This window comes from Pseudomonas sp. Pseu.R1 (assembly GCF_045764065.1).
GTDB lineage: Bacteria > Pseudomonadota > Gammaproteobacteria > Pseudomonadales > Pseudomonadaceae > Aquipseudomonas.
This window is the reverse complement of sequence record NZ_JBJGEE020000001.1, coordinates 4,070,035-4,094,592: the sequence shown is the minus strand read 5'-3', so window position 1 is coordinate 4,094,592 and position 24,558 is coordinate 4,070,035. Positions and strand designations below refer to the sequence as shown.

Below are 24,558 nucleotides of genomic sequence, written 5' to 3'. Positions count from 1 at the left end.
CATTTACCGTTGTGGTGTCTGATGTTCCGCATTCGCCAGCAAGCCGGCTCCCACAGGTATCACGCGCGTCAGGCAACCTGTCACGCCTCAGCAATCAACCAATCCAGCCGCCAGTCGCCCTTGGTCTGCCCCAGCTTCTCGGCCAGCCACGGCAGCAACTCACGCAATTCCTCTTCCAGCCCCCATGGCGGGTTGGCAATCGCCAGGCCTGAGCCGTTCAGGCTGTTGGGTGTGTCCAGCGGATGCACCAGCAACTCGACGCGCAGCAACTTCGGCGCACCGGTTTCAGCCAGTTCCTGATAGAAGCGCTTGAGCGCGCGCTGGTCCTTGATCGGGTACCAAATGGCCGCCACGGTCTGACGCATGCGGCCGATGGTTTCCTTGAGCGCCACCGAGCAGCGCTTCATCTCGTCCAGTTGCTCGAATGGCGGGTCAATCAACATGACGGCGCGCTTTTCCTGCACCGGCAGCAAGGCTCGCGGCACGTGCCAGCCCTCACCCAGATGCACGGCGACGCGCTTGTCGTATTTCATGTTGTCCTTGAGCAGCACGCCATCTTCAGGGTGTTTCTCGTTGAGCAGCACGCGGTCCTGCTCGCGGGTCACGCGGCGGGCCAGCTCAGGGGAGCCGGGGTAGTAGCGCAGCTCACCGGTCTTGCGATTCATGTGGCGAATCACGTCCATGTAACCGGCCGCCATGGCAGGCACGTCAGCCGCATCCCACAAGCGGCCAATGCCTTCGATCCATTCGCCGGTGCGCGTTGCCTGATCGCCCTGCAGGTCATACAGACCGATGCCTGCGTGGGTATCAAGGTAGGCGAGCGGCTGCTCCTTGCGCGACATCAGCGCGATCAAGCGAGTCAGGACAATATGTTTCAAGACGTCGGCGTGGTTGCCAGCGTGGAAGGCGTGACGGTAGTTCATGGCGGCTCCTGGAAGGCTGCGGAGTTTAACAAAACCGCCGGTATTGCGCAGACCGCTCGTAGGCCAGCCCATCTCGTCGACAAAAACGACAGGCAAAAAAAGCCCCGGTTAAGCCGTTACAAAACCGGGGTTGAGGCACTGTCCGGGCCAGAAGGTGACCAAACCGAGGCCGGGACAATTTTGAGTGGAGCCATTATGCCGAGTTAACTAAACGGTTACATAGCCAAAACCGACACACTGATGTGCATGCCAGACATTGCCGATGACAGGTATTGCCGAGCGTGCAGCGGGCTACCAGAATCGGTTCCACCTCAATAAAAGGAGCGAGCGTCATGATGCATGCAGACCTGATCGACCAGGACGATCTACTCGGTCAACTCAGATCCATCGGCTTTGAAATGCCATCGGGCGCCACGGCCGAGCAAGCGTGCGCGCAAGCGGTCTGCGGCCTGAACGAAGACCGCGCCCGTGCGTTGCGCCAATTGGTAGAGAAGATGCTCAGCGGCAGCGCGACCATCCTGCCAGCGGTGCGTCAGGCGATTGATCAGCAGTTGTTGCCTGCGTTGGCGACGTATAACAAATCGCGCGCTCACTGATCAGGGCCAATATGGCTCCGTACTTGTGGGAGCCGGCTTGCTGGCGAATGCGGAGTATCAGACACCAATGCTGTGAATGACACACCGCTTTCGCCAGCAAGCCGGCTCCCACACCGGATAATTCGTGTCGCCTTTACAACCTCACACTCGCAAATGTCGATTCATTGCGCGCCTGGCTCAGGGCCGAAAGCGGGCCGGACAGCGGAGCGAGCACCATCGCTTGCGGAATCGGCATCATCGCCACTTGCTGGGCGGTGTTGGAACCGACGCGCTCGTCACGCGGTGGAATACCGAAGTATTCGCGGTAGCACTTGGAGAAGTGCGGCGTGGAGACGAAGCCACAGACCGACGCCACTTCGATGATCGACATCGGTGTCTGCTTGAGCAACTGCCGCGCACGGATCAGGCGCAGCTTCAAGTAGTAGCGCGATGGTGAGCAGTGCAGGTATTTCTGGAACAGCCTTTCCAACTGACGCCGCGACACCGACACGTAAACTGCCAGTTCGTCGAGGTCGATTGGTTCTTCAAGGTTAGCCTCCATCAGCGCAACGATTTCCTGCAGTTTTGGCTGGTTGGTGCCAAGCATGTGCTTGAGCGGCACGCGCTGGTGATCCTGTTCGTTGCGAATGCGCTCGTAGACGAACATTTCCGAGATGGCGGCGGACAGTTCACGCCCATGATCGCGACTGATCAGGTGCAGCATCATGTCCAGCGGGGCGGTGCCGCCAGAGCTGGTGAAGCGGTTACGGTCGAGGGTGAACAGGCGTGTGCTCATGGCCACGCGCGGGAAAGCTTCCTGCATGGCGGCCAGACATTCCCAGTGCACGCTGCAATCGAAGCCATCGAGCAGCCCTGCGCACGCCAACGCCCAACTGCCGGTGCACACGGCACCCAGACGGCGGGACTGACGGGCCTGGCTTTGCAGCCAGCTCACGTGCTCGCGGGTCACCGTACGTTGAATGCCAACGCCGCCGCAGACGATCACGGTGTCCAGCACCGGCGCCTTGTGCATGGCCGCATCAGGGGTAATTTGCAGACCGTCGCTGGCCCAGACCTGGCCGCCGTCGACGCTCAGAGTGGTCCAGCGATACAACTCACGGCCGGACAGTTGGTTGGCCATTCGCAGTGGCTCAACCGCAGATGCGAGAGAGATCAGTGTGAAATTGTCCAACAGCAAAAAGCCGATGGATTGAGGCGCACGGTTCTGGGGTTGAGCCCCGGAGTTGAACGAAGTCATCACGGTATCTCCTCACACGAAAAGCGGTTGATGGCCCCAAGTAGAGGCTCTTGTTGTTTCGCCCTCATCTCTGGAGAGCTTTATCTATTGCAACGCAAATGCCATGCCTAAAGTTGAACGCGCATTCAATAACTCTCGTTTGCGACGTCGCGAAGCGTCTATTCGGGAGCGACAGTACTGTTCCGTTAGCGACCTATCGATTGGGAAGCCGCGGAAACAGCGGGCGGGATGAGCAATTCGGTAGCACTTGTGTGAATTACCGAAAGATCATCGCCGAGGTGAGTGTCACCCCAGGCACGGGTGACGGGCGGTAGGCCTGGTAACGCCTGTGCGGCATGGCGTTGCGCCATGCCCTCACAGTTCACGCGCCAAAAGAAAGCGGCGGGGTTGGCGCGTGATCGAAAAGCGAGCAGAAGCGGTTCAACGACTGATCGTTCCCACGCTCTGCGTGGTAACGCCGCTCAGGACGCTCCGCGTCCACCGCCGTGTGACGCGGAGCGTCACAGGAGGCATGCCCACGCAGAGCCTGGGCACGATCAGGTTCTGCGTCAGATCGTAACGAGGTGTTCAGCACTCCACCGCGCTAACGGCCAACCCACCGCGCGATGTCTCTTTATATTTGTCGTGCATGTCGGCACCGGTATCACGCATGGTGCGGATCACACGGTCCAGCGAGATGAAGTGCTCGCCATCGCCGCGCAAGGCCATCTGCGCCGCGTTGATCGCTTTAACAGCAGCAATCGCGTTGCGCTCGATGCACGGCACTTGCACCAGACCGGCCACCGGATCGCACGTCAGGCCCAGGTTGTGCTCCAGGCCGATTTCCGCCGCGTTACACAATTGTGGCGGCGTGGCACCAAGAATGTCGGCCAGTCCGGCAGCCGCCATGGCACAGGCGGAACCCACCTCCCCCTGACAACCCACTTCCGCACCAGAAATCGAAGCATTCTTTTTACAGAGGATGCCGATCGACGCCGCACCGAGGAAGTAATCCACCACGTTGGCTTCGCTGACTTCATCGCTGAATTTGACGAAGTAATGCAATACCGCCGGGATGATCCCCGCCGCGCCATTGGTGGGGGCCGTGACCATTCGACCGCCCGCTGCGTTTTCTTCGTTGACCGCCAGCGCGAACAGATTGACCCACTCCATGGCGTTGAGGGTCGAGCCAATCACGTTAGGCTTGCCCAGCTCCTGCAAGCTGCGATGCAAACGCGCCGCACGACGGCGCACGTTCAACCCGCCCGGCAACACACCTTCTTCTTTAAGGCCGTGCTCGACGCAATCCTGCATCGCCTTCCACAGGCGCATCAGACCGGCGCGAATCTCTTCTTCGCTGCGCCAGACCTTTTCGTTTTCCATCATCAGCTCCGACACACGCAGGTTGTGCTTCTTGCACAACCGCAGCAGCTCTTCGGCACTGGAGAAGTCATACGGCAACACGGTGTTGTCGGCATCGAGCACGCCACTGGCCGCTTGCGCCTCGTCCACCACGAAACCACCGCCCACCGAGTAATACGTGTCGCGATGCAACTCGCCGTTCGCGTCGAAGGCGATCAGGCTCATGGCATTGGGGTGGTACGGCAGGTTTTCGTCGAGCAACAGCATGTCGCGTTGCCAGATAAAGGAAACCGGGTGATCGCCATTGAGCTTCAGCGTGTCGGTTTCGCGCAGGTCGGCAATGTGGCGGTTGATCTGCGACGGATCGATTGCGTCCGGCCATTCGCCCATCAGCCCCATGATCACAGCGTTGTCGCTGCCGTGCCCGACACCGGTTGCAGAGAGCGAGCCGTACAGGCGCACCTCAATGCGTTTCACCTGCGCCAGACGGTCGCTTTCACGCAGGCTCTGAACGAACAATGCCGCCGCTCGCATCGGCCCCACGGTGTGGGAACTGGATGGGCCGATACCGATCTTGAACAGGTCGAAAACGCTGATAGCCATTTACCGCAAACCTCCGAAGAACAGGGCTTCCGGCGCGCCCAGCGGCCGGCGACGGAGCTGCTACGCTTCACGCTGCAGTCCACCGAGATAGCGGCATCATCAGCCTTTTATCTCGAAGGGCGGCGTCTCACACCGACTCACTCTTGTCCACAAACGTCGTTCCACGCAGGAGCACATCCCCCGGAAGAAGAGCCACTGTTTTCGACACTTTTTGCCGCAACCACACTCGAAAACCTTCCGGCGAGCGGGGAAAAAATCTGTAAGCGACGTCACTGACACTGGATACGACCCCCTCTGTACTGGTTACGACGCGCCCTGTAGGCGTTTGTTTTTCCCTGTTACATGATCGTTATCGACTCAATCGCCAGACGCAGTGATAGAGCTGTTTTCCCACTTGACTCGCCGACACCAGAAAACGCGTCAGCCCTGACTGATGCCGAGAAGAAAACACCTAAGGAGTCCAACCATGAAAGGTTCACATAAGCTGTTGCTGGGCGTTGCGCTGAGTCTGCCGATGCTGGCACAAGCCGCAGAGCCAGCCGCTTGCCAGATGGTCAATTTCTCCGATGTCGGCTGGACCGACATCACCGCTACCACCGCCGTGACCAGCGTCGTGCTGCAGTCCCTGGGTTACAAAACCAAGACCACCATGATCTCCGTTCCCGTGACCTACAAATCGCTGGCCGACGGCAAGAACATGGACGTTTTCCTCGGCAACTGGATGCCGACCATGGAAAACGACATCAAGGCCTACCGCGATGCCGGAACGGTTGAAACCGTGCGCGCCAACCTTGAGAACGCCAAATACACCCTCGCCGTACCGCAAGCGCTCTACGACAAGGGCCTCCACGACTTCGCCGACATCGTCAAATTCAAGAAAGAGCTGGACGGCAAGATCTACGGCATCGAGCCGGGCAACGACGGCAACCGTCTGATCCAGAGCATGATCGACAAGAACGCCTTCGGCCTGAAAGACGCAGGCTTCAAAGTCGTCGAATCCAGCGAAGCGGGCATGCTGTCCCAGGTCGATCGCGCTTCCAAACGCGGCACCGACGTGGTGTTCCTGGGCTGGGAACCGCACCCGATGAACACCCGCTTCAAGATCAAATACCTGACCGGTGGCGACGACTACTTCGGCCCGAACTTCGGCCAGGCAACCGTCTACACCAACGTGCGCAAGGGGTACACCACCGAGTGCGCCAACGTCGGTCAACTGTTGAAGAACCTGTCGTTCACCTTGCCGATGGAAAGCGGCCTGATGGGCAACATCCTCGACGACAAAATGAAGCCTGAAGCCGCCGCCAAGGCGTGGCTGAAGAAGAACCCGCAAATCCTCGACACCTGGCTGGCGGGTGTCACCACAGTGGACGGTAAACCTGGCCTGGACGCCGCTAAAGCCGAGCTGACTAAGTAACGCGACAGGCAGGCGGGTTCGCCCGCCTGTTGTCCCCTTTTCATCCCGCACGCGGACAATCGATATCATGCTGACTGATCATAAACTCCCCTTAGGCCAGTACATTGCAGGCTTTGTCGAATGGCTGACGCAGCACGGCGCCAGCACCTTCGACGCGATTGCCTCGACACTGGAAGCCATGATCCACGGCCTGACCTCCGGTCTGACCTGGTTCAATCCTTTCGTTCTGATCGGCCTGATTGCTCTGCTCGCCCATTACATTCAGCGCAAGTGGGGCCTGACCGCCTTTGTCGTACTGTCGTTCCTGCTGATCCTGAACCTGGGCTACTGGCAGGAAACCATGGAAACACTGGCGCAGGTGCTCTTCGCGACCCTGGTGTGCGTCGTGATCGGCGTGCCACTGGGCATCGTCGCCGCACACAAACCCTGGTTCTACACCACCATCCGTCCGGTCCTCGACCTGATGCAAACGGTGCCGACTTTCGTTTACCTGATTCCAACCCTGACCCTCTTCGGGCTGGGTGTGGTGCCGGGTCTGATTTCGACGGTAGTGTTCGCGATTGCCGCGCCTATCCGTCTGACCTATCTGGGCATCTGCGATGTCCCGCAAGAACTGCTCGACGCCGGTAAAGCCTTCGGCTGCTCCCGCCGTCAACTGCTGTCCCGTATCGAACTGCCCCACGCCATGCCAAGCATTGCGGCCGGTATCACCCAGTGCATCATGCTGTCGTTGTCGATGGTGGTGATTGCGGCACTGGTGGGCGCCGACGGCCTGGGCAAACCCGTGGTCAACGCACTGAACACTGCTGATATCGCTCTGGGCTTCGAAGCGGGCCTTGCGATCGTATTGCTGGCGATCATGCTCGACCGTATCTGCAAACAACCCGACGCTAAAGTGAGGGCTGACGCATGAGCATCATCAAATTCGACCAGGTAGACGTCGTCTTCTCCAAAGACCCGCGCGAGGCGCTCAAGCTACTGGATCAGGGCCTTGCGCGGCCAGAAATCCTGAAGAAAACCGGCCAGATCGTCGGTGTCGAGAAAGCCAGTCTGGAAATCAACAAAGGTGAGATCTGCGTATTGATGGGCTTGTCCGGTTCGGGCAAATCCAGTCTGTTGCGCTGCATCAACGGCCTGAACACCGTGAGCCGAGGCTCGCTGTTCGTCGAGCACGAAGGCAAGCAGATCAACATCGCCAACTGCACCCCGGCTGAACTGAAAATGATGCGTACCAAACGCATCGCGATGGTGTTCCAGAAGTTCGCGCTGATGCCGTGGCTGACCGTCCGCGAGAACATCAGTTTCGGTCTGGAAATGCAGGGCCGTCCTGAGAAAGAACGTCGCCAACTGGTGGACGAAAAGCTTGAACTGGTGGGCCTTAGCCAATGGCGCAACAAGAAGCCTGACGAGCTGTCCGGCGGTATGCAGCAACGTGTGGGCCTAGCCCGCGCACTGGCGATGGACGCCGACATTCTGCTGATGGATGAACCGTTCTCGGCACTCGACCCGCTGATCCGCCAGGGCTTGCAGGATGAGCTGCTGGTTCTTCAGAAAAAGCTGCACAAGACCATCGTATTCGTGAGCCACGACCTGGACGAAGCCCTCAAGCTGGGCACCCGGATCGCGATCATGAAAGACGGCAAGATCATTCAGTACAGCGTGCCAGAAGAAATCGTGCTCAACCCGGTGGACGAGTACGTGCGCACTTTCGTGGCCCACACCAACCCGCTGAACGTACTGTGCGGCCGCAGCCTGATGCGCCCGATCAACGATTGCACCCGCATCAACGGCTCCCAAGTGTGCCTCGATCCGGGCGACGATTCGTGGATCGACCTGGCCGATGGCAACACCATCAAAGGCCTGCGCCAGCACGGCACTGCGGTCGATCTGCAAAGCTGGGAACCGGGCCAGGCGGTTGAAAACCTGGGCCGCAAACCCACCGTCGTGCACTCCAACATCGGCATGCGCGAAGCGCTACAGATCCGTTACCACACGGGTAACAAGCTGGTGCTGCAAGAGAACAACCAGCTGGTCGGCATTCTGGGTGACAGCGAGCTGTACCACGCGCTACTGGGCAAGAACCACGGTTAATCGCAGCACACGGATCAACGCGACACCTGCTGATCGTTCCCACGCTTCGCGTGGGAACGCATTCCGGGACGCTCTACGTCCCATGAGGTGACGCGGAGCGTCAAACACGGCATTCCCACGCGGAGCGTGGGAAAGATGATCGAATGTTTAACGGCTCTGGAACGGGGATGTTCGCGGCTTTTTCGCACGCCCATCGGTTTTTGTTGTTTGAACGTTCAATTAAAAAGCAATAGACTGGAGCCCGTTTTTTCAGCCCTTAACGATCACCCGGCGAGCCAAGGAGACCCAACAGATGCCCAAGGTCGGTATGCAACCCATTCGGCGTCAACAGCTGATCCAGGCCACCCTCACGGCGGTGGATCAGGTCGGTATGGGCGACGCCAGCATTGCGTTGATCGCCAAACTGGCCGGGGTCTCCAACGGCATCATCAGTCACTACTTTCAGGACAAGAACGGCCTGATCGCAGCGACCATGCGCCACCTGATGAACGCGCTGATTATCAACGTCGCCGAGCGCCGCCAGGCCCTGACCGATGACAGCCCGCGGGCGCACCTGAAAGTGATCATCGAGGGCAACTTCGATGCCAGCCAGGTCAACGGCCCGGCGATGAAAACCTGGCTGGCCTTCTGGGCCACCAGCATGCACTCGCCGTCGCTGCACCGGTTACAGCGGATCAACGATCACCGCCTGTATTCGAACCTGTGCTGCCAGTTCCGCCGCGTGTTGTCGCTGGACGACGCACGCACCGCCGCCCGTGGTCTGGCGGCATTGATCGATGGTTTGTGGCTACGCGGCGCGCTTTCGGGCGACGCCTTCGATACCGAACAGGCGCAACAGATCGCCTACGAATACATGGATTTGCAACTGGCAAAAGCGCCGCGCGGCTCCTGACAAGGACGCCCGGCGGCAGAACCGAATCGAGACAGCGTACAGCGTACAGCGTCTCGATCAACGCCCATCACAGACAACTGCGAGGACTCTATGGCCCGTTTCGAACTGCAAAAACTCTACATTGACGGTGGTTACGTCGACGCCAGCAGCGACGCGACTTTCGAAGCCATCAACCCGGCCAACGGCGAAGTCCTCGCCAAGGTCCAGCGCGCCAGCCAGGCGGACGTCGAACGTGCCGTGGTCAGCGCTGAGAAGGGTCAGAAAATCTGGGCTGCGATGACCGCCATGGAGCGTTCGCGCATTCTGCGTCGCGCCGTCGACATCCTGCGCGAACGCAACGACGAACTGGCCGCACTGGAAACCCTGGACACCGGCAAAGCGATCTCCGAAACCAAGTACGTCGACATCGTCACCGGCGCCGACGTGCTGGAGTATTACGCAGGTCTCGTGCCTGCCATCGAAGGCGAGCAGATCCCGCTGCGCGCCTCATCGTTCGTCTACACCCGCCGCGAACCGCTGGGCGTCACCGTCGGTATTGGCGCCTGGAACTACCCGATTCAGATCGCCCTGTGGAAATCCGCGCCAGCACTGGCCGCAGGCAACGCGATGATCTTCAAGCCCAGCGAAGTCACCTCGCTGACCACCCTGAAACTGGCCGAAATCTACACCGAAGCGGGCCTGCCCGATGGCGTGTTCAACGTGTTGACCGGCAGTGGCCGTGAAGTTGGCACCTGGCTGACCGAGCACCCGCGCATCGAGAAAGTCTCGTTCACTGGCGGCACCGACACTGGCAAGAAAGTCATGGCCAGCGCCTCCAGCTCGTCGCTCAAAGAAGTGACCATGGAACTGGGCGGCAAGTCGCCGCTGATCATCTGCGACGACGCCGATCTGGACCGCGCCGCAGACATCGCGATGATGGCCAACTTCTACAGCTCGGGTCAGGTCTGCACCAACGGCACCCGCGTGTTCGTGCCGAGCAGCCTGAAGGCCGCATTCGAAGCGAAGATCGTCGAACGCGTGAAGCGCATCCGCGCTGGCAACCCGCAGGACGACAACACCAACTTCGGCCCGCTGGTCAGCTTCGCCCACATGGAAAGCGTGCTGGGCTACATCACCAAAGGCAAGGAAGAAGGTGCACGCCTGCTGATCGGCGGCGAGCGTCTGACCGACGGCGAATTCGCCAAAGGCGCGTTTGTGGCCCCCACTGTGTTCACCGATTGCACCGACGAGATGACCATCGTCAAAGAGGAAATCTTTGGCCCGGTCATGAGCATCCTCAGCTACGAGACCGAAGAAGAAGTGATCCGCCGCGCCAACGACACCGAGTTCGGCCTGGCTGCCGGCATCGTCACCCGCGACATCACCCGCGCGCACCGCGTGATTCACCAACTGGAAGCAGGCATCTGCTGGATCAACGCCTGGGGCGAATCCGACGCCAAGATGCCGGTCGGCGGCTACAAGCAATCGGGCGTGGGCCGTGAGAACGGCATCAGCTCGCTGGCGCAGTACACCCGCCTGAAATCGGTACAAGTGGAGCTGGGCGATTACACGTCGGTGTTCTGACCTGGAACTCCGGAGCGCCGACTGACGCCATCGCGGATAAATCCGCTCCCACAGAGGAATGCGATCGTACTGAGATCCCCGATCAACCTGTGGGAGCCAGCTTGCTGGCGAAGGCGTCAGGTCAGAGACATCAATGTTGACTGACCCGCCCTGTTCGCCAGCAAGCCGGCTCCCACACTGCTCTGTGTCGAGCCATGAATTCAGGACCGACGCCGATTCTGTGGGAGCCGCCTTGGTGGCGAAAGTGGTTGATCAGCCAACATAGAATTTCCCACAGGTACCGATCGCATCTGCCCTGCCATTACTTTCTAGACGGAGGATCCCATGCCTCAAGAATTCGACTACATCATCATCGGCGCAGGCTCGGCCGGTAACACCCTGGCCACGCGCCTCACCGAAGACGCAGGCGTTACCGTCCTGCTGCTGGAAGCCGGTGGCCCGGATTACCGCGCCGACTTCCGCACGCAAATGCCCGCCGCCCTCGCCTTCCCGCTGCAAGGCCGTCGCTACAACTGGGCGTACGAGACCGATCCCGAGCCGCACATGAACAACCGCCGCATGGAATGCGGTCGCGGCAAGGGCCTCGGTGGCTCGTCGCTGATCAACGGCATGTGCTACATCCGCGGCAATGCCATGGACTACGACGGCTGGGCGAAATTGCCGGGGCTGGAAGACTGGACCTACCTCGACTGCCTGCCCTATTTCCGCAAAGCCGAAACCCGCGACATCGGCCCCAACGATTACCACGGTGGCGAAGGCCCGGTCAGCGTGACCACGCCCAAGGCGGGCAACAACCCGCTGTTCCACGCCATGGTCGAGGCGGGTGTTCAAGCCGGTTACCCGCGCACCGATGACCTCAACGGTTATCAACAGGAAGGCTTCGGCCCGATGGACCGCACCGTCACGCCTAAGGGCCGTCGCGCCAGCACCGCACGCGGTTACCTGGATGTGGCCAAGCAACGCGATACTCTGACCATCGTCACCCACGCCCTCGCCGATCGCATTCTGTTCGACGGCAAACGCGCCGTCGGCGTGGCGTACATGGTCGGCGACAGCGACACGCGCATCGAAGCCCGTGCACGCAAGGAAGTCATCGTCAGCAGTGGCGCCATCGCTTCGCCGCAACTGCTGCAACGCTCCGGCGTCGGCCCTGCTGCGCTGCTGAACAAGCTCGACATCCCTGTGGTGCACGACCTGCCGGGGGTGGGTGAGAACCTTCAGGACCACCTGGAGATGTACCTGCAATACGCCTGCAAAGAGCCCGTCTCGCTCTACCCGTCATTGCTGTGGTGGAACCAGCCCGCGATTGGCGCCAAGTGGTTGTTCCTTGGCAAAGGCATAGGCGCGAGCAACCAGTTTGAAGCCGGTGGTTTCATTCGCACCCGCGAAGAGTTCGAGTGGCCGAACATTCAGTACCACTTCCTGCCAGTGGCGATTAACTACAACGGCAGTAACGGCGTGCGGGAACACGGCTTTCAGGCTCACGTCGGCTCGATGCGTTCGCCGAGCCGTGGTCGCGTTCAACTCAAGTCGAAGGACCCGCGTGAGCACCCGAGCATCCTGTTCAATTACATGGCGACCGAGCAGGACTGGCAGGAATTCCGCGATGGCATCCGCCTGACCCGTGAAATCATGGCCCAGCCTGCGCTGGACAAATACCGTGGGCGCGAAATCAGCCCCGGCATCGACGTGCAAACGGACGAGCAACTGGACCAGTTCGTGCGCGAACACGCCGAGACCGCGTTCCACCCGTCGTGCTCGTGCAAGATGGGGACCGACGACATGGCCGTGGTCGATAACGAAGGCCGCGTGCATGGCATGCAGGGTTTGCGGGTGGTGGATGCGTCGATCATGCCGATCATCACCACCGGTAACCTCAACGCACCGACGATCATGATGGCCGAGAAAATTGCCGACAAGATCCGCGGTCGCCAACCGTTGCCGCGCAGCACGGCCAAATATTACGTGGCCGGCGATGCGCCAGTGCGGGGCAAACCGATGCGGGAAGTGACCTCGGCCTGAACCCGTCTGATCGTTCCCACGCTCCGCGTGGGAATGCAGCCGTAGACGCTCCGCGCCGCACTCTGGTGACGCAGAGCGTCACAGCATGCGTTACCACGCGGAGCGTGGGAACGATCGACCCCATTCCACATCTATCCCCCGCCGCAGAGCCCTTCCGCGCTATGATTCGAACCGTTGCCCGTCCGAATCGCCAAGGAGCCTTCCTGCATGTTCGACTTCTCCGCTCAACTCAAGCAGCGGTTCGCCGCCTTGCAGAGCAGCGCCCAGTTTTTCTCCCTGCGCTACGTCAAACAAACCAGCCAGCACCTCTCCGTACGCAAAAACGTCCCCGAGCCACCGCAACTGAGCACCGACGAAGGTGCGATGCTGACGGTGCGCATCAACGGCGTCGAAGCTTACGCCGCTACTAATGACATTTCGCAACAGGGCCTACAGGCCGCGCTAGAACGAGCCGAAGCCCAGGCCCGGATGCTCGCGCCCCATTCGTTGCTCGACCTGCGCGAGCACGCCGTCGCCACCAGCCGTGCCGATTACCTGTCGCCTAATCTGAGCAGCGCCTTCCCGTCCCTGAGCGATTGCTACGCCCTGCTCGGCCAGGAATCCGCCTCCGTGCCCAAGGACGAGCGGCTGGTGAACTGGCAAGTCAGCCTCGGCCTGGACAACGTCGAGCAGATCTACCTCAACAGCGCGGGCGCCGAGATTCGTCAGGCACAGCGTTACGTGTACCCCGGCCTGAGCGTCACGGCCTACGACGGCCAGGACAGCCAGACCCGCAGCCTGGGCCGCGATAACTTCGGTCAACAAGGCGGTGCGGAAGTCATCACCTCATGCGGCATCATCGGTGCGGCCGCCAACGTCGCTGATCAGGCGCTGCAATTGATCATGGCGCCGAACACGCCGACCGGCCCCCGCGACCTGCTGTTGACCCCGGACCAGATGATCCTGCAAATCCACGAATCCATTGGCCATCCGCTGGAGCTGGACCGCATTCTCGGTGACGAGCGCAATTACGCGGGCACCAGCTTCGTCAAAACCAGCGATTTCGGGCATCTGCAATACGGCTCAACGTTGCTCAACGTGACCTTCGACCCGGACATCCCGCAGCAACTGGCGAGCTACGGTTTCGACGACGACGGCACTCAAGCCAGCAAACAGTTCCTGATCAAAGACGGCGTGCTCGAACGCCCACTGGGCGGCGCGCTGTCGCAATACCGCAGCGGCCTGGAGGGCGTTGCCAACAGTCGAGCATGCAGCTGGAACCGCGCGCCGATCGATCGCATGGCCAACCTCAACATCGAGCCGGGCGACCAGACGATGGCGCAACTGATCGGCGGCATCGAGCACGGCATTCTGATGAGCACCAACCGCTCGTGGTCGATTGACGATGCACGCAACAAATTCCAGTTCGGCTGCGAGTGGGGCCAGCTGATCGAGAACGGCGAACTCAAAGGCGTGGTGAAGAACCCGAACTACCGGGCGATTTCCGCGCAGTTCTGGCGCAACCTTAGCGCGGTGGGCGACGCCAGCACGTTCCAGGTGCTCGGTACGCCGAACTGCGGCAAAGGCGAACCCAACCAGGTGGTGCGCGTGGGCCATGCTTCGCCCGCGTGTGTTTTCGCCAACGTTGACGTTTTCGGAGGTGACGCCTGATGTCCCATCAAGTCCAATTCAAGGCACTGGTTGACTGGCTGAACAAGGCCATCACGCCAGGAGAACGCTTTACCCTCAGCTACAACGCCGAGGCGTCGGACTTCATTCGCTTCAACCACGCCAAAGTGCGCCAGTCCGGGCACGTGCAACAAGCCAGCGTGTCCTTCAAGCTGATCACCGACGGTCGTCACGCCAATCTCAATCTCACTCTGTCCGGCGATGATGAGGTCGACATCCAGCGACTGGCTCACGCGCTACAACAACTGCGCGAAACCCTGACCCTGCTGCCGGTCGATCCCTATCTGCTGCTCAACGATGAGCCATGGCAGAGCACCCACATTCAAGACCTGCCGTTGCCCGACAGCGAGCATGTGGTCGAGCAAATCGCGCAACTGGGTGGAGGGCTGGATCTGGTGGGGATCTACGCCGCTGGGCCGATTTATCGAGGGTTTGCCAGTTCCAATGGCGCGTTTGGCTGGCATCAGGCGAACAGCTTCAATTTCGACTGGAGCCTGTTTCATGAGAATGACCAGGCGGTAAAAGCCAACTACGCCGGTCACGAATGGAGCGATGAAGCCTTCGCGAAACGCTTTGGTCTGGCGCATGAGCAATTGGCGTTCCTTGGCCAGCCTTCGCACGCCTTGGCACCCGGTCAGTACCGCGCGTACCTGGCTCCGGCAGCGCTTGAAGAAGTCATGGGCATGCTGTGTTGGGGCGGTTTCTCGGCACAATCACTGGCCGATAAAAGCAGCCCGCTACAACGGCTGTACGACGGTCAGGGCACGCTGAATCCGCTGGTCAGTCTGGATGAGCAGGTGACCGGCTCGTTATCTCCAGCGTTTTCGGGCGAGGGCTATCCCCGCTCGGATCTGGCCTTGGTGGTTGAAGGGGCAGCGAAGGATCGACTCGTCGATTCGCGCAGTGCAGTCGAATACGATCTGGTCGCCAACGGCGCCGGTTGGGGAGAGTCGCCCAGCGCGCTGAGCATGAACGGAGGCTCGCTGGCACTGGATGATGTGTTGAAGGCGCTGGGCACGGGGCTGTACATCAGCAATCTCTGGTACCTCAACTTCTCGGACCGCACCGCAGGGCGCATCACCGGCATGACCCGCTTCGCGACGTTCTGGGTCGAAGACGGCAAGATCAAGGCGCCGGTCAGCACCATGCGCTTCGACGACAGTATTTTCAGCCTGCTGGGCGGGGCGCTGGAGCAATTGACGCAAGAAAGGGAACTCATCCTGTCGACGAGCACCTACAGTCAACGTCAGACGGCGTCGAATCTGCTGCCGGGGGCGTTGATCAGCAAGCTGACCCTGACGTTGTAGCCGTTTCCAAGACGTACATAAAACCTGTGGGGGCCGGCTTGCTGGCGAATGCGGCGAATCAGATACATCGACGGTGACTGGCACACCGCATTCGCCACCAAAGCGGCTCCCACAATTCTGTGCCTTGCGCCGACGGGCAACAATCACAAGAAATCATAAGGACCCACGACCTACATGCCGACCACCACCCCGCAACTGGACGCCAGAACCCTGCGCTGGATGCCTTGGGTCATCGCCATCGCCTTTTTCATGCAAAGCCTGGACGGCACGATTCTCAACACGGCGCTGCCATCCATGGCCCGGTCGCTGTCGGAAGACCCGCTGCGCATGCAGTCGGTGATCATCGCCTACATGCTGACCATCGCCCTGCTGATCCCCGCGTCGGGCTGGATTTCCGACCGGTTTGGCATCAAGCGCATTTTCTTCAGTGCGATTCTGTTGTTCAGCTTCGGCTCACTGCTTTGCGCGGCATCCAACTCCCTCGGCATGCTGGTCGCCGCTCGCGTGGTTCAAGGGCTGGGCGGTGCGCTGATGATGCCGGTGGGGCGGCTGATCGTGCTGCGGGCGTATCCGCGAACCGAGTTGGTGCGCACGCTGGGCTTCATCACCACACCTGCGTTGCTCGGCCCACTGCTGGGTCCGACCGTGGGCGGCTGGCTGGTGGAATACCTGAGCTGGCACTGGATTTTCATCATCAATATCCCGGTCGGCATCCTCGGCTGCTTTGCCGTGCGCAAGTTCATCCCGGACCTGCAAGGCGGTGGCCGCACTCGCTTCGATCTGATCGGTTTTGGCCTGTTCGGCGCGTCCATGGTGCTGATCACCATCGCCCTGGAAGGTCTGGGCGAACTGCACCTGCCTCATCTGCGCGTGGTGATGCTGCTGTTTGGTGGCATGGCCTGTCTGGCCGCCTATTGGCTGCGCGCCGGGCATACCGAAGCGCCGCTGTTTTCGGCCTCGTTGTTCCGCACCCGCAGCTTTGCGGTGGGCATTCTGGGCAACCTGTTCGCCCGACTCGGCAGCGGCGCGCTGCCGTTTCTGGTGCCGCTGATGCTGCAAGTCGCGCTGGGCTATTCGCCGTCCCACGCGGGTATGAGCATGATTCCGCTGGCTGTGGCGGCCATGACCGCCAAGCCGCTGGCGACCCAGTTGATCCCGCGTCTGGGCTACCGGGTGATTCTGACCGGCAACACGCTGCTGCTCGGCGCACTGCTGGCGAGCATGGCGCTGGTGGATGCCGGCACGCCGTATTGGGTGCTACTGATTCATCTGGCGCTGCTGGGCGGGGTGAACTCGTTGCAGTTTTCGGCGATGAACGCTGTGACGCTGATCGACCTGGACGACGCCAGTGCCGCGAGCGGCAACAGCTTGCTGTCGGTGGTCGCGCAGTTGTCGTTGAGTCTTGGCGTCGCTTGTGCCGCCGCTTTGCTGGGCGGGTTTACCGACGACGTGAGCAGCGGTGAAGTCAGCAGCGTGCTGGGCGCGTTCCAGTTGACGTTCCTCTGCGTGGGCGTTTTGGCGATGCTGGCGGCGTCGATCTTCCTGCAATTGTCGCCACGTATGCCGCCAGAGAATCCTCCGCGCAAGCCGGAGGTGGAGCCAGAGATTCACGAATAACTCGGTTGTTTTTGTAGGAGCGCTTTCGGGAACCATTTATCGCCCACAGCCCCAAGCCAAGGCCTGTGACCTGATACACTGCGCGACATTTTGTTTTGCAGGCCACCCTTGTGACTAACACCGCGTTCAACTCACTGCCCCTTTCCGCCGCCATGCTGGCTAACCTGGAGTCACTTGGTTATGCCGAGATGACGCCGATTCAGGCGCAGAGCCTGCCGGTGATCCTCAAGGGTATGGACCTGATCGCCCAGGCCAAGACCGGCTCCGGCAAGACCGCTGCCTTCGGCATCGGCCTGCTCAACCCGATCAACCCGCGCTATTTCGGCTGTCAGGCGCTGGTCCTGTGCCCGACCCGCGAACTGGCGGATCAGGTCGCCAAGGAAATCCGCCGCCTGGCCCGTGCTGAAGACAACATCAAGGTGCTGACGCTGTGCGGCGGCGTCGCCTTCGGCCCACAGATTGGCTCACTGGAGCATGGCGCGCACATCATCGTCGGCACACCGGGACGCATCCAGCAGCATCTGCGCAAAGGCTCGCTGGTGCTCGACGGCCTGAACACGCTGATCCTCGATGAAGCCGATCGCATGCTCGACATGGGTTTCTACGACGCCATCGAAGACATCATCCAGCAGACGCCCGAGCGCCGTCAGACCCTGCTGTTCTCGGCCACTTACCCGGTTGGCATCAAGCAACTGGCCTCCAAATTCATGCGCGACCCGCAGACCGTGAAGGTCGAGACGTTGCACGCCGACAGCCAGATCGAGCAGATTTTCTACGAGATCGCTCCCGAGCAACGTCTGGAAGCCGTGGTGAAGGTGCTCGACCACTTCCGTCCGCAGTCCTGCGTCGCGTTCTGCTTCACCAAGCAACAGGTGCAGGACGTAGTCGCTCACCTGCTCGCCAAGGGCATGTCGGCGGTGGCGCTGCATGGCGATCTGGAACAGCGTGATCGCGATCAAGTGCTGGCGATGTTCGCCAACCGCAGCACCTCGGTGCTGGTGGCCACCGACGTCGCTGCGCGCGGTCTGGACATCGACGCGCTGGACATGGTGATCAACGTCGAGCTGGCCCGTGACTCGGAAATCCACATCCACCGCGTCGGCCGTACCGGACGCGCCGGGGAGAAAGGGGTCGCGGTCAGCCTGGTGTCGCCATCGGAAAGCCAACGCGCCCGGGCCATCGAAGAACTGCAAAAAGCCCCGCTCAACTGGCAGCAATACGACCAGTTGCAGCGCAAGGAAGGCGGCAAGCTGCTGCCGCCGATGACCACCCTGTGCATTGGCTCGGGGCGCAAAGACAAACTGCGTCCGGGCGACATTCTCGGCGCACTGACCGGCGAAGCGGGGATTCCCGGCACTCAGGTGGGCAAGATTGCGATTTTCGATTTCCAGGCCTATGTGGCGGTTGATCGCAACATCGCCAAGCAAGCGCTTGATCGATTGAACAAGGGCAAGATCAAGGGCAAATCGTTAAGGGTCCGGATTTTGTAATTCCGGCAATTGATCGTTTGCTGATCGTTCCCACGCTCCGCGTGGAATGCCGCTCAGGACGCTCCGCGTCCATTAAGGTGACGCAGAGCGTCACGGTATGCGTGCCCACGCAGAGCGTGGGTACGAGCTTATTCCCGAGGACACCGCTTTGCCCGCAACAGACGTTCTGATCATCGGCGCTGGCGCCGCAGGCTTGATGTGCGCTGCCACGGCTGCCAACCGTGGCCGCGAGGTGATGCTGATCGATCACGCCAACAAACCGGGCAAGAAAATCCTCATGTCGGGCGGTGGGCGCTGCAACTTCACCAACATGTACACCGAGCCTGCCAACTTCCTGTCGCAGAACCCGCATTTCTGCAAGTCGGCACTGGCTCGCTACACCCAGTGGGATTTCATCGAACTGGTGGTCAAACACAGCGTGCCGTACCACGAGAAGAAGCTGGGCCAACTGTTTTGCGACAACAAGTCCAGCGACATCCTCGGCCTGCTGCTCAGCGAGTGCGATGATGCGGGCGTGAGCCTGCATATGGACACCTCCGTGCAGACCATCGAGAAAACCGACAGCGGCTACCGGCTGCAAACCACGCTGGGCAAGATCGATTGCACCTCGCTGGTGATTGCCACTGGCGGCTTGTCGATCCCGACATTGGGCGCCACTGGCTTCGGTTATCAAGTGGGCAAGCAGTTCGGCCACACGCTGCTGCCGACCCGCGCGGGCCTGGTGCCGTTCACCATCACCGATCAGCTGAAAGACCTGTGCACTGAACTGTCCGGGACCTCGGTGGATTGTCTGGTCAGCTGCAACGACGCCAGCTTTCGCGAAAACATCCTGTTCACCCATCGCGGCTTGAGCGGCCCGGCGATCCTGCAGATTTCGTCATTTTGGCGACCCGGCGACACGGTGGAAATCAACCTGCTGCCCGATCACGACGCCCACGGCTGGTTGACGGAGCAACAGGCCGAACGTCCGAACAGCGAATTGAAAACCCTACTGAGCGAAGTCTTCACAAAGAAGATGGCCAACCTCATCGCCGAACAGTGGTTCGTTTCCAAGCCGATGAAGCAATACACCCACGCAGAGCTGACGGACATCGCCGGAAAACTGGCGAGCTGGAAGGTGATTCCCGCAGGCACCGAGGGCTATCGCACGGCCGAAGTGACGTTGGGCGGCATCGATACGCGGGAGGTGTCGTCAAAAACCATGGAATCGCTGAAATCGCCAGGGCTGTATTTCATTGGTGAGGTGCTGGACGTGAGTGGCCACCTTGGCGGGTTCAATTTCCAATGGGCCTGGGCGTCGGCGTATGCGGCGGCGCAGTTTGTCTAGCTGACACCGCTTATTTTTTGTGGGAGTCGGCTTGCTGGCGAAGGCGGTGGATCAGCAACATACCGAGTGTCTGACATGACGCTTTCGCCACCAAGGGGGCTCCCACAGGAATCGGCGCTAGCCGACGCTTGCGGAATAAATTTTGCTAATCGGATGTACAGCGCGCATTCGGCGCTGTACATATCGTTCAGCAGATTCAGTCGCGAAAAAGGCCGTCCGCGTTCATGGCATCGAAATCGTTGCGCAACACCTTCCGCCGCCTCTGGGCGTTGGACAAGTTTTCCTACAGCGTGCGGGTATTCATCGCGCTGACCGGCAGCATGGCCCTGTGCTGGTATCAAAACGAGATGTCGCTGGTCATCCCGCTGTTCCTCGGGATTATCGCCAGCGCACTGTCTGAAACCGACGACAGTTGGCAAGGCCGCCTCAATGCGCTGGCCGTGACGCTGGTGTGCTTCAGCATCGCGGCACTGTCCGTCGAGCTGCTGTTCCCCTACCCCGTCCTTTTCATCTGCGCCTTCGCCCTCGCCGCGTTCTGCCTGACGATGCTCGGCGCACTGGGTGAGCGCTACGGAGCTATCGCCTACGCGACGCTGATCCTGTCGGTCTACACCATGATTGGCGTGGACCAGCGCGGCGGCGAAGTGACCGATTTCTGGCACGAACCGATGCTGCTGGTGGCCGGTGCCGCGTGGTATGGCCTGCTGTCGGTGCTGTGGCAAATGCTGTTTTCCAACCAGCCGGTGCAACAGGCATTGGCCCGCTTGTTCCGTGAACTGGGTTTGTACCTGAAACTGAAGTCCGAGCTGTTCGAACCGATCCGCACGCTGGACGTCGAAGCTCGCCGCCTGGAGTTGGCCAAGCAGAACGGCAAGGTGGTCGCAGCCCTCAACGTGACCAAGGAAATCATCCTCAACCGCGTCGGCAGCGGACGCCCCGGCTCGAAAGTCAGCCGTTACCTGAAACTGTATTTTTTGGCTCAGGACGTTCACGAACGCGCCAGTTCCTCGCACTACCCCTACAACTCGCTGGCCGAGGCGTTTTTCCACAGCGACGTGCTGTTTCGCTGCCAGCGCCTGCTGCGTCAGCAGGGCAATGCCTGCCGTGACCTGTCGGTGTCGATCCAGTTGCGCCAGCCCTTCGTCTACGACGACAGCTTCGCCCACGCACTGGACGACCTGCGCGCCTCCCTTGAACACCTGCGCATCCAGAGTAACCCGGCGTGGCGCGGCCTGCTGCGCTCGCTGCGCGCACTGGCCAACAACCTCGGCACACTGGATCGTTTGCTCAGTGACGCCAGCAATCCCGACGCCCTGGCCGACGCCTCCGACAGCAGCCTGCTGGACCGCTCTCCGCGCAACCTGAAAGACGTCTGGACGCGCCTGCGCTTGCAGCTCACGCCGACTTCGCTGCTGTTCCGCCACGCCCTGCGCCTGCCGCTGGCACTGGTGGTGGGTTACTTGATGCTGCACCTGATCCACCCGTCGCAGGGCTACTGGATCATCCTGACCACGGTTTTTGTCTGCCAGCCGAGTTACGGTGCGACCCGACGCAAGCTGGGGCAGCGCATCATCGGCACCGCACTGGGCCTGACGGCCGGCTGGATTCTGTTCGACCTGATCACCACGCCGATCCTGCAATCGATGTGTGCGGTGCTCGCCGGGGTGGTGTTCTTCGTCAACCGGACCACGCGTTACACCCTGTCGACCGCTGCAATCACCGTGATGGTGCTGTTCTGCTTCAATCAGGTCGGCAATGGCTATGGGCTGTTCCTGCCGCGCTTGTTGGACACCCTGCTGGGCAGTCTGATTGCGGGCCTGGCGGTATTCCTGTTCCTGCCGGACTGGCAAGGCCGTCGACTGAACAAGGTGCTGGCCAATACACTGTCGTGCAACAGCATTTACCTGCGCCAGATCATGCAGCAATACGCCGCAGGCAAGAGCGACGACCTCGCCTATCGTCTGGCCCGCCGCAACGCCCACAACGCGGACGCTGCCTTGTCTACCACACTGGCCAACATGCTCATGGAGCCAGGGCACTTCCGCAAAGAGGCGGACGTGGGCTTTCGTTTTCTGGTGTTGTCACACACGCTGCTGAGCTACCTGTCTGGCTTGGGGGCGCACCGCGAAACCCAGCTTCCGAGCGAAGTGCGCGAACAACTGATCGAGGGCGCGGGGGCCAATCTGGCGTCCAGCATCGATGAAATCGCCCAAAGTCTGGCGACCCGTCAGCCGGTCGCTGTGCAAAGCGATGCCGAGGAAGCGCTCGCGGCGGACCTGGAACAAATGCCCGAAGAGATCGACGAAGGCCAGCGACTGGTGCAAACGCAGTTGGCGTTGATCTGCCGTCAGCTTGGGCCGCTGCGCACCCTGGCCGCGCACCTGATCAAAGAGCCGGAAAAAGAAGCGGCGGACATCACAGACCGTGCAGCTTGAACAGTTGATCGTAGCTGCCATCGGCCTTCATCGCGGCGATGGCTTTGTCGAAATCGGCGACGATCTTCGCGTGATTGGGGTTCTTCAGGCTCACCAGAATGTGAAGGTTGTTTTCGCTCAGTGATTTGGGCAGGAACTCGACCCCATCACGCACCTCTTCGGATTCGTGGCTGAGCGCAACGCGAGCGGCGTATTCGTCCTCGACAGTCAGGTCCACCCGCCCCGCCGCCAACATGCGCGCAGCCGTCGAAAAGCTCGCGACGGGCACCTTCTTCAAATCGACATCGCCGTCGAACGCAGGCGAATAGGCGTAGCTGCGCACCACGGCAATCGAATAGGGATGCAGTTGTTGCAGGTTTTGGTACTGGATGTCTGAGGTTTTACGCTTGAGAAAGCGCAGCCGGTTGATCATGTACTCGCCGGAAAACTCGCCAATGAGCGTGCGCTCTTCGCTGTACCAGGCGTTGATCAGAATGTCGTAACGGCCCTCGCCGACACCATGAATGGCACGTGCCCAAGGCACCTGATCATATTCAACGGTGTAACCGGCGCGAGTCAGCGCGGTGCGAACCAGGTCCGTCGACAGCCCGCCATTGAGCAGAGAAACATCGGAATACGGCGCCCAGGCGTCTCCGGCCATCCGCAGCGTTTGCGCCCAGGCGTCTTGCGCGATCAACAGCATTCCCAGCAAAGCCATGGCTCGAAGCAAACGCAGCATGCTCAAGATCCTTAGGCAGGTGGAAGCCTGCAATTCTGTTCAGCGGCCATCAAGCGACACTGTGACATCCCTGAAGCGAGCGGCGGGCACCGAAACCCGTGAAGTGGCAGTAGCAAGTGGCTTTCATTGAAGACCTCTTGCCGACTTTCCACAACACATAAGCGGCCAATCTGTGTGCCGCAGTTCAAGAAAATCACACGGTGTCCTGATCGCCGTCACAACTGTCATCACTCAGCGGCTTTGGGCTTGCGGTCATATGCGTTTAGTATCCGGCATGGACTTTTTTTCGTGAGCCGGCTTCATGTCTATCAACTGGATTTGCAAACACCATACCGCCCTCAGCAAAGAGCAGCTGTACGCCATTCTAAAGCTTCGCGCGCAAGTGTTCGTGGTGGAGCAGAAGTGTTTCTATCAGGACGTCGACGGGCTGGATTTGCTGGGCGATACCCGCCATTTGATGGCTTGGCAAGATGATGACCTGGTCGCGTACTTGCGACTGCTGGACCCGATCCAGCAAGACGGCGATGTAACCATCGGGCGGGTAGTGACCGCTCCATCAATGCGCAACAAGGGCATGGGCCATGAGTTGATGGTGCAAGCGCTCGAACACGCCGAACGCAACTGGCCGGACCAGCCGATCTACCTCTCGGCCCAAGCGCATCTACAGGGTTACTACAGCCGCTACGGCTTCAATCCGGTGGGCGAGGTGTACGTCGAGGATGGCATTCCGCACATCGGCATGCGTCGGGATCTGGATTGAATTCTCTGGTTAACGCGTAACCAGACTGTGGGAGATTCTATGCTGGCTGGTCAATCGTTTTCGCCACCAGAGGCGGCTCCCACAGAATCAGCGTCAATCACAAATCCAGGGTTCAACACGTATCACTGTGGGAGCCGGCTTGCTGGCGAATGCGGCGTGTCATTCACCATTGATGCGCCTGATACATTGCATTCGCCAGCAAGCCGGCTCCCACAGTTTGAGCGTCATTGTGAACTTGATCACGGATACCCCAACACCGCCTTGATCTGCCCCAGATGCTCGGCAATCCAGCGCTTGTCGATCGCGCCCCAATCACGAATCCGATAAGCCCCCGCGTGGTTGCGAGCGCCGTCCTCCTGTTCGAACTCGCATACGATGTCCAGATCCGCCAGCGCCAGCAGGGTGTCCTGCGCGGTGCGTCGTGGCATGCCGGTCACGTCAGTGATCGCCGGGACGCTGGTGGCGATTCCGCTATCAATCAGATACGCCACGTACAGGCGACGATAGAAACTGCTTTTGGTCTTGCTGACGTCCATCGTCAGGTCCTTGTCGAT

19 protein-coding genes are annotated in these 24,558 nt (G+C 60.5%); 14 read left to right on the top strand and 5 right to left on the bottom strand.

Annotated elements, in window-relative coordinates; genetic code table 11:
- Window positions 1-80 precede the first annotated feature (80 nt).
- On the bottom strand, window positions 81-923 hold the full coding sequence (locus ACI5GA_RS18885; RefSeq protein WP_404636399.1) for a 23S rRNA (adenine(2030)-N(6))-methyltransferase RlmJ: 843 nt from the start codon (window positions 921-923) through the stop codon (window positions 81-83).
- Between the two features lie 332 nt (window positions 924-1,255).
- Between ACI5GA_RS18885 and ACI5GA_RS18880 the strand changes: the two genes are divergently transcribed.
- Window positions 1,256-1,519 (top strand): hypothetical protein, encoded by a 264-nt coding sequence (locus ACI5GA_RS18880; protein WP_421423790.1) that lies wholly within the window; start codon window positions 1,256-1,258, stop codon window positions 1,517-1,519.
- A 133-nt stretch (window positions 1,520-1,652) separates the two neighbouring features.
- Here ACI5GA_RS18880 and ACI5GA_RS18875 read toward each other — a convergent pair whose 3' ends face one another.
- Window positions 1,653-2,756, bottom strand: a complete 1,104-nt coding sequence (locus ACI5GA_RS18875) for a GlxA family transcriptional regulator (protein ID WP_093465236.1) — start codon at window positions 2,754-2,756, stop codon at window positions 1,653-1,655.
- Window positions 2,757-3,323: 567 nt separating this feature from the next.
- Complete coding sequence (locus tag ACI5GA_RS18870; RefSeq protein WP_404636396.1) at window positions 3,324-4,700, bottom strand: L-serine ammonia-lyase; 1,377 nt, start codon at window positions 4,698-4,700, stop codon at window positions 3,324-3,326.
- 466 nt (window positions 4,701-5,166) lie between these two features.
- Here ACI5GA_RS18870 and ACI5GA_RS18865 point away from each other — a divergent pair, with 466 nt between their 5' ends.
- The 12 genes from ACI5GA_RS18865 to yccS all read left to right on the top strand — a co-directional run bounded on the left by ACI5GA_RS18865 (window position 5,167) and on the right by yccS (window position 22,526).
- The gene (locus ACI5GA_RS18865; protein ID WP_404636395.1) at window positions 5,167-6,114 is read left to right on the top strand and encodes a choline ABC transporter substrate-binding protein; all 948 of its coding nucleotides are present in this window, start codon (window positions 5,167-5,169) and stop codon (window positions 6,112-6,114) included.
- Between the two features lie 64 nt (window positions 6,115-6,178).
- The gene (gene choW / locus ACI5GA_RS18860) at window positions 6,179-7,027 is read left to right on the top strand and encodes a choline ABC transporter permease subunit (RefSeq protein ID WP_404636555.1); all 849 of its coding nucleotides are present in this window, start codon (window positions 6,179-6,181) and stop codon (window positions 7,025-7,027) included.
- Window positions 7,024-8,205: a choline ABC transporter ATP-binding protein gene (gene choV, locus ACI5GA_RS18855; RefSeq protein WP_404636394.1), complete on the top strand. Its 1,182-nt coding sequence runs from the start codon at window positions 7,024-7,026 to the stop codon at window positions 8,203-8,205. The genes choW and choV overlap by 4 nt, the downstream gene beginning before the upstream one ends.
- Window positions 8,206-8,497: 292 nt before the next feature.
- Window positions 8,498-9,097, top strand: coding sequence for a transcriptional regulator BetI (betI, locus tag ACI5GA_RS18850; RefSeq protein ID WP_404636393.1), 600 nt, complete (start codon window positions 8,498-8,500; stop codon window positions 9,095-9,097).
- 90 nt (window positions 9,098-9,187) lie between these two features.
- Window positions 9,188-10,660, top strand: coding sequence for a betaine-aldehyde dehydrogenase (betB, locus tag ACI5GA_RS18845; protein WP_404636392.1), 1,473 nt, complete (start codon window positions 9,188-9,190; stop codon window positions 10,658-10,660).
- Window positions 10,661-10,984: 324 nt separating this feature from the next.
- On the top strand, window positions 10,985-12,682 hold the full coding sequence (betA, locus tag ACI5GA_RS18840; RefSeq protein ID WP_421423786.1) for a choline dehydrogenase: 1,698 nt from the start codon (window positions 10,985-10,987) through the stop codon (window positions 12,680-12,682).
- Window positions 12,683-12,889: 207 nt separating this feature from the next.
- Window positions 12,890-14,332 carry a TldD/PmbA family protein gene (locus ACI5GA_RS18835; protein ID WP_421423784.1) on the top strand — a complete coding sequence of 481 codons (1,443 nt, stop codon included), beginning with the start codon at window positions 12,890-12,892 and terminating at the stop codon, window positions 14,330-14,332.
- Window positions 14,332-15,657, top strand: a complete 1,326-nt coding sequence (locus tag ACI5GA_RS18830; protein WP_421423782.1) for a TldD/PmbA family protein — start codon at window positions 14,332-14,334, stop codon at window positions 15,655-15,657. The genes ACI5GA_RS18835 and ACI5GA_RS18830 overlap by 1 nt, the downstream gene beginning before the upstream one ends.
- A gap of 174 nt (window positions 15,658-15,831) precedes the next feature.
- Entirely contained in the window at window positions 15,832-17,274 is a 1,443-nt protein-coding gene (gene mdtD / locus ACI5GA_RS18825) for a multidrug transporter subunit MdtD (protein WP_421423779.1), read from the top strand.
- Window positions 17,275-17,384: 110 nt separating this feature from the next.
- Window positions 17,385-18,764 (top strand): ATP-dependent RNA helicase DbpA, encoded by a 1,380-nt coding sequence (dbpA, locus tag ACI5GA_RS18820; RefSeq protein WP_404636387.1) that lies wholly within the window; start codon window positions 17,385-17,387, stop codon window positions 18,762-18,764.
- Between the two features lie 148 nt (window positions 18,765-18,912).
- On the top strand, window positions 18,913-20,091 hold the full coding sequence (locus ACI5GA_RS18815; RefSeq protein ID WP_421425496.1) for an NAD(P)/FAD-dependent oxidoreductase: 1,179 nt from the start codon (window positions 18,913-18,915) through the stop codon (window positions 20,089-20,091).
- Window positions 20,092-20,315: 224 nt separating this feature from the next.
- Window positions 20,316-22,526, top strand: a complete 2,211-nt coding sequence (gene yccS, locus ACI5GA_RS18810; protein WP_404636386.1) for a YccS family putative transporter — start codon at window positions 20,316-20,318, stop codon at window positions 22,524-22,526.
- On the opposite strand, the gene ACI5GA_RS18805 is transcribed toward yccS, so the two are convergent.
- Window positions 22,507-23,244 (bottom strand): substrate-binding periplasmic protein, encoded by a 738-nt coding sequence (locus ACI5GA_RS18805; RefSeq protein WP_404636385.1) that lies wholly within the window; start codon window positions 23,242-23,244, stop codon window positions 22,507-22,509. The two genes, yccS and ACI5GA_RS18805, sit on opposite strands and share 20 nt — an antisense overlap.
- 301 nt (window positions 23,245-23,545) lie before the next feature.
- On the opposite strand from ACI5GA_RS18805, the gene ACI5GA_RS18800 reads away from it, so the two are divergent.
- Window positions 23,546-24,004, top strand: a complete 459-nt coding sequence (locus tag ACI5GA_RS18800; RefSeq protein ID WP_404636384.1) for a GNAT family N-acetyltransferase — start codon at window positions 23,546-23,548, stop codon at window positions 24,002-24,004.
- Window positions 24,005-24,243: 239 nt separating this feature from the next.
- On the opposite strand, the gene ACI5GA_RS18795 is transcribed toward ACI5GA_RS18800, so the two are convergent.
- Window positions 24,244-24,540 carry a winged helix-turn-helix domain-containing protein gene (locus ACI5GA_RS18795; protein WP_421423776.1) on the bottom strand — a complete coding sequence of 99 codons (297 nt, stop codon included), beginning with the start codon at window positions 24,538-24,540 and terminating at the stop codon, window positions 24,244-24,246.
- Between the last annotated feature and the right edge of the window lie 18 nt (window positions 24,541-24,558).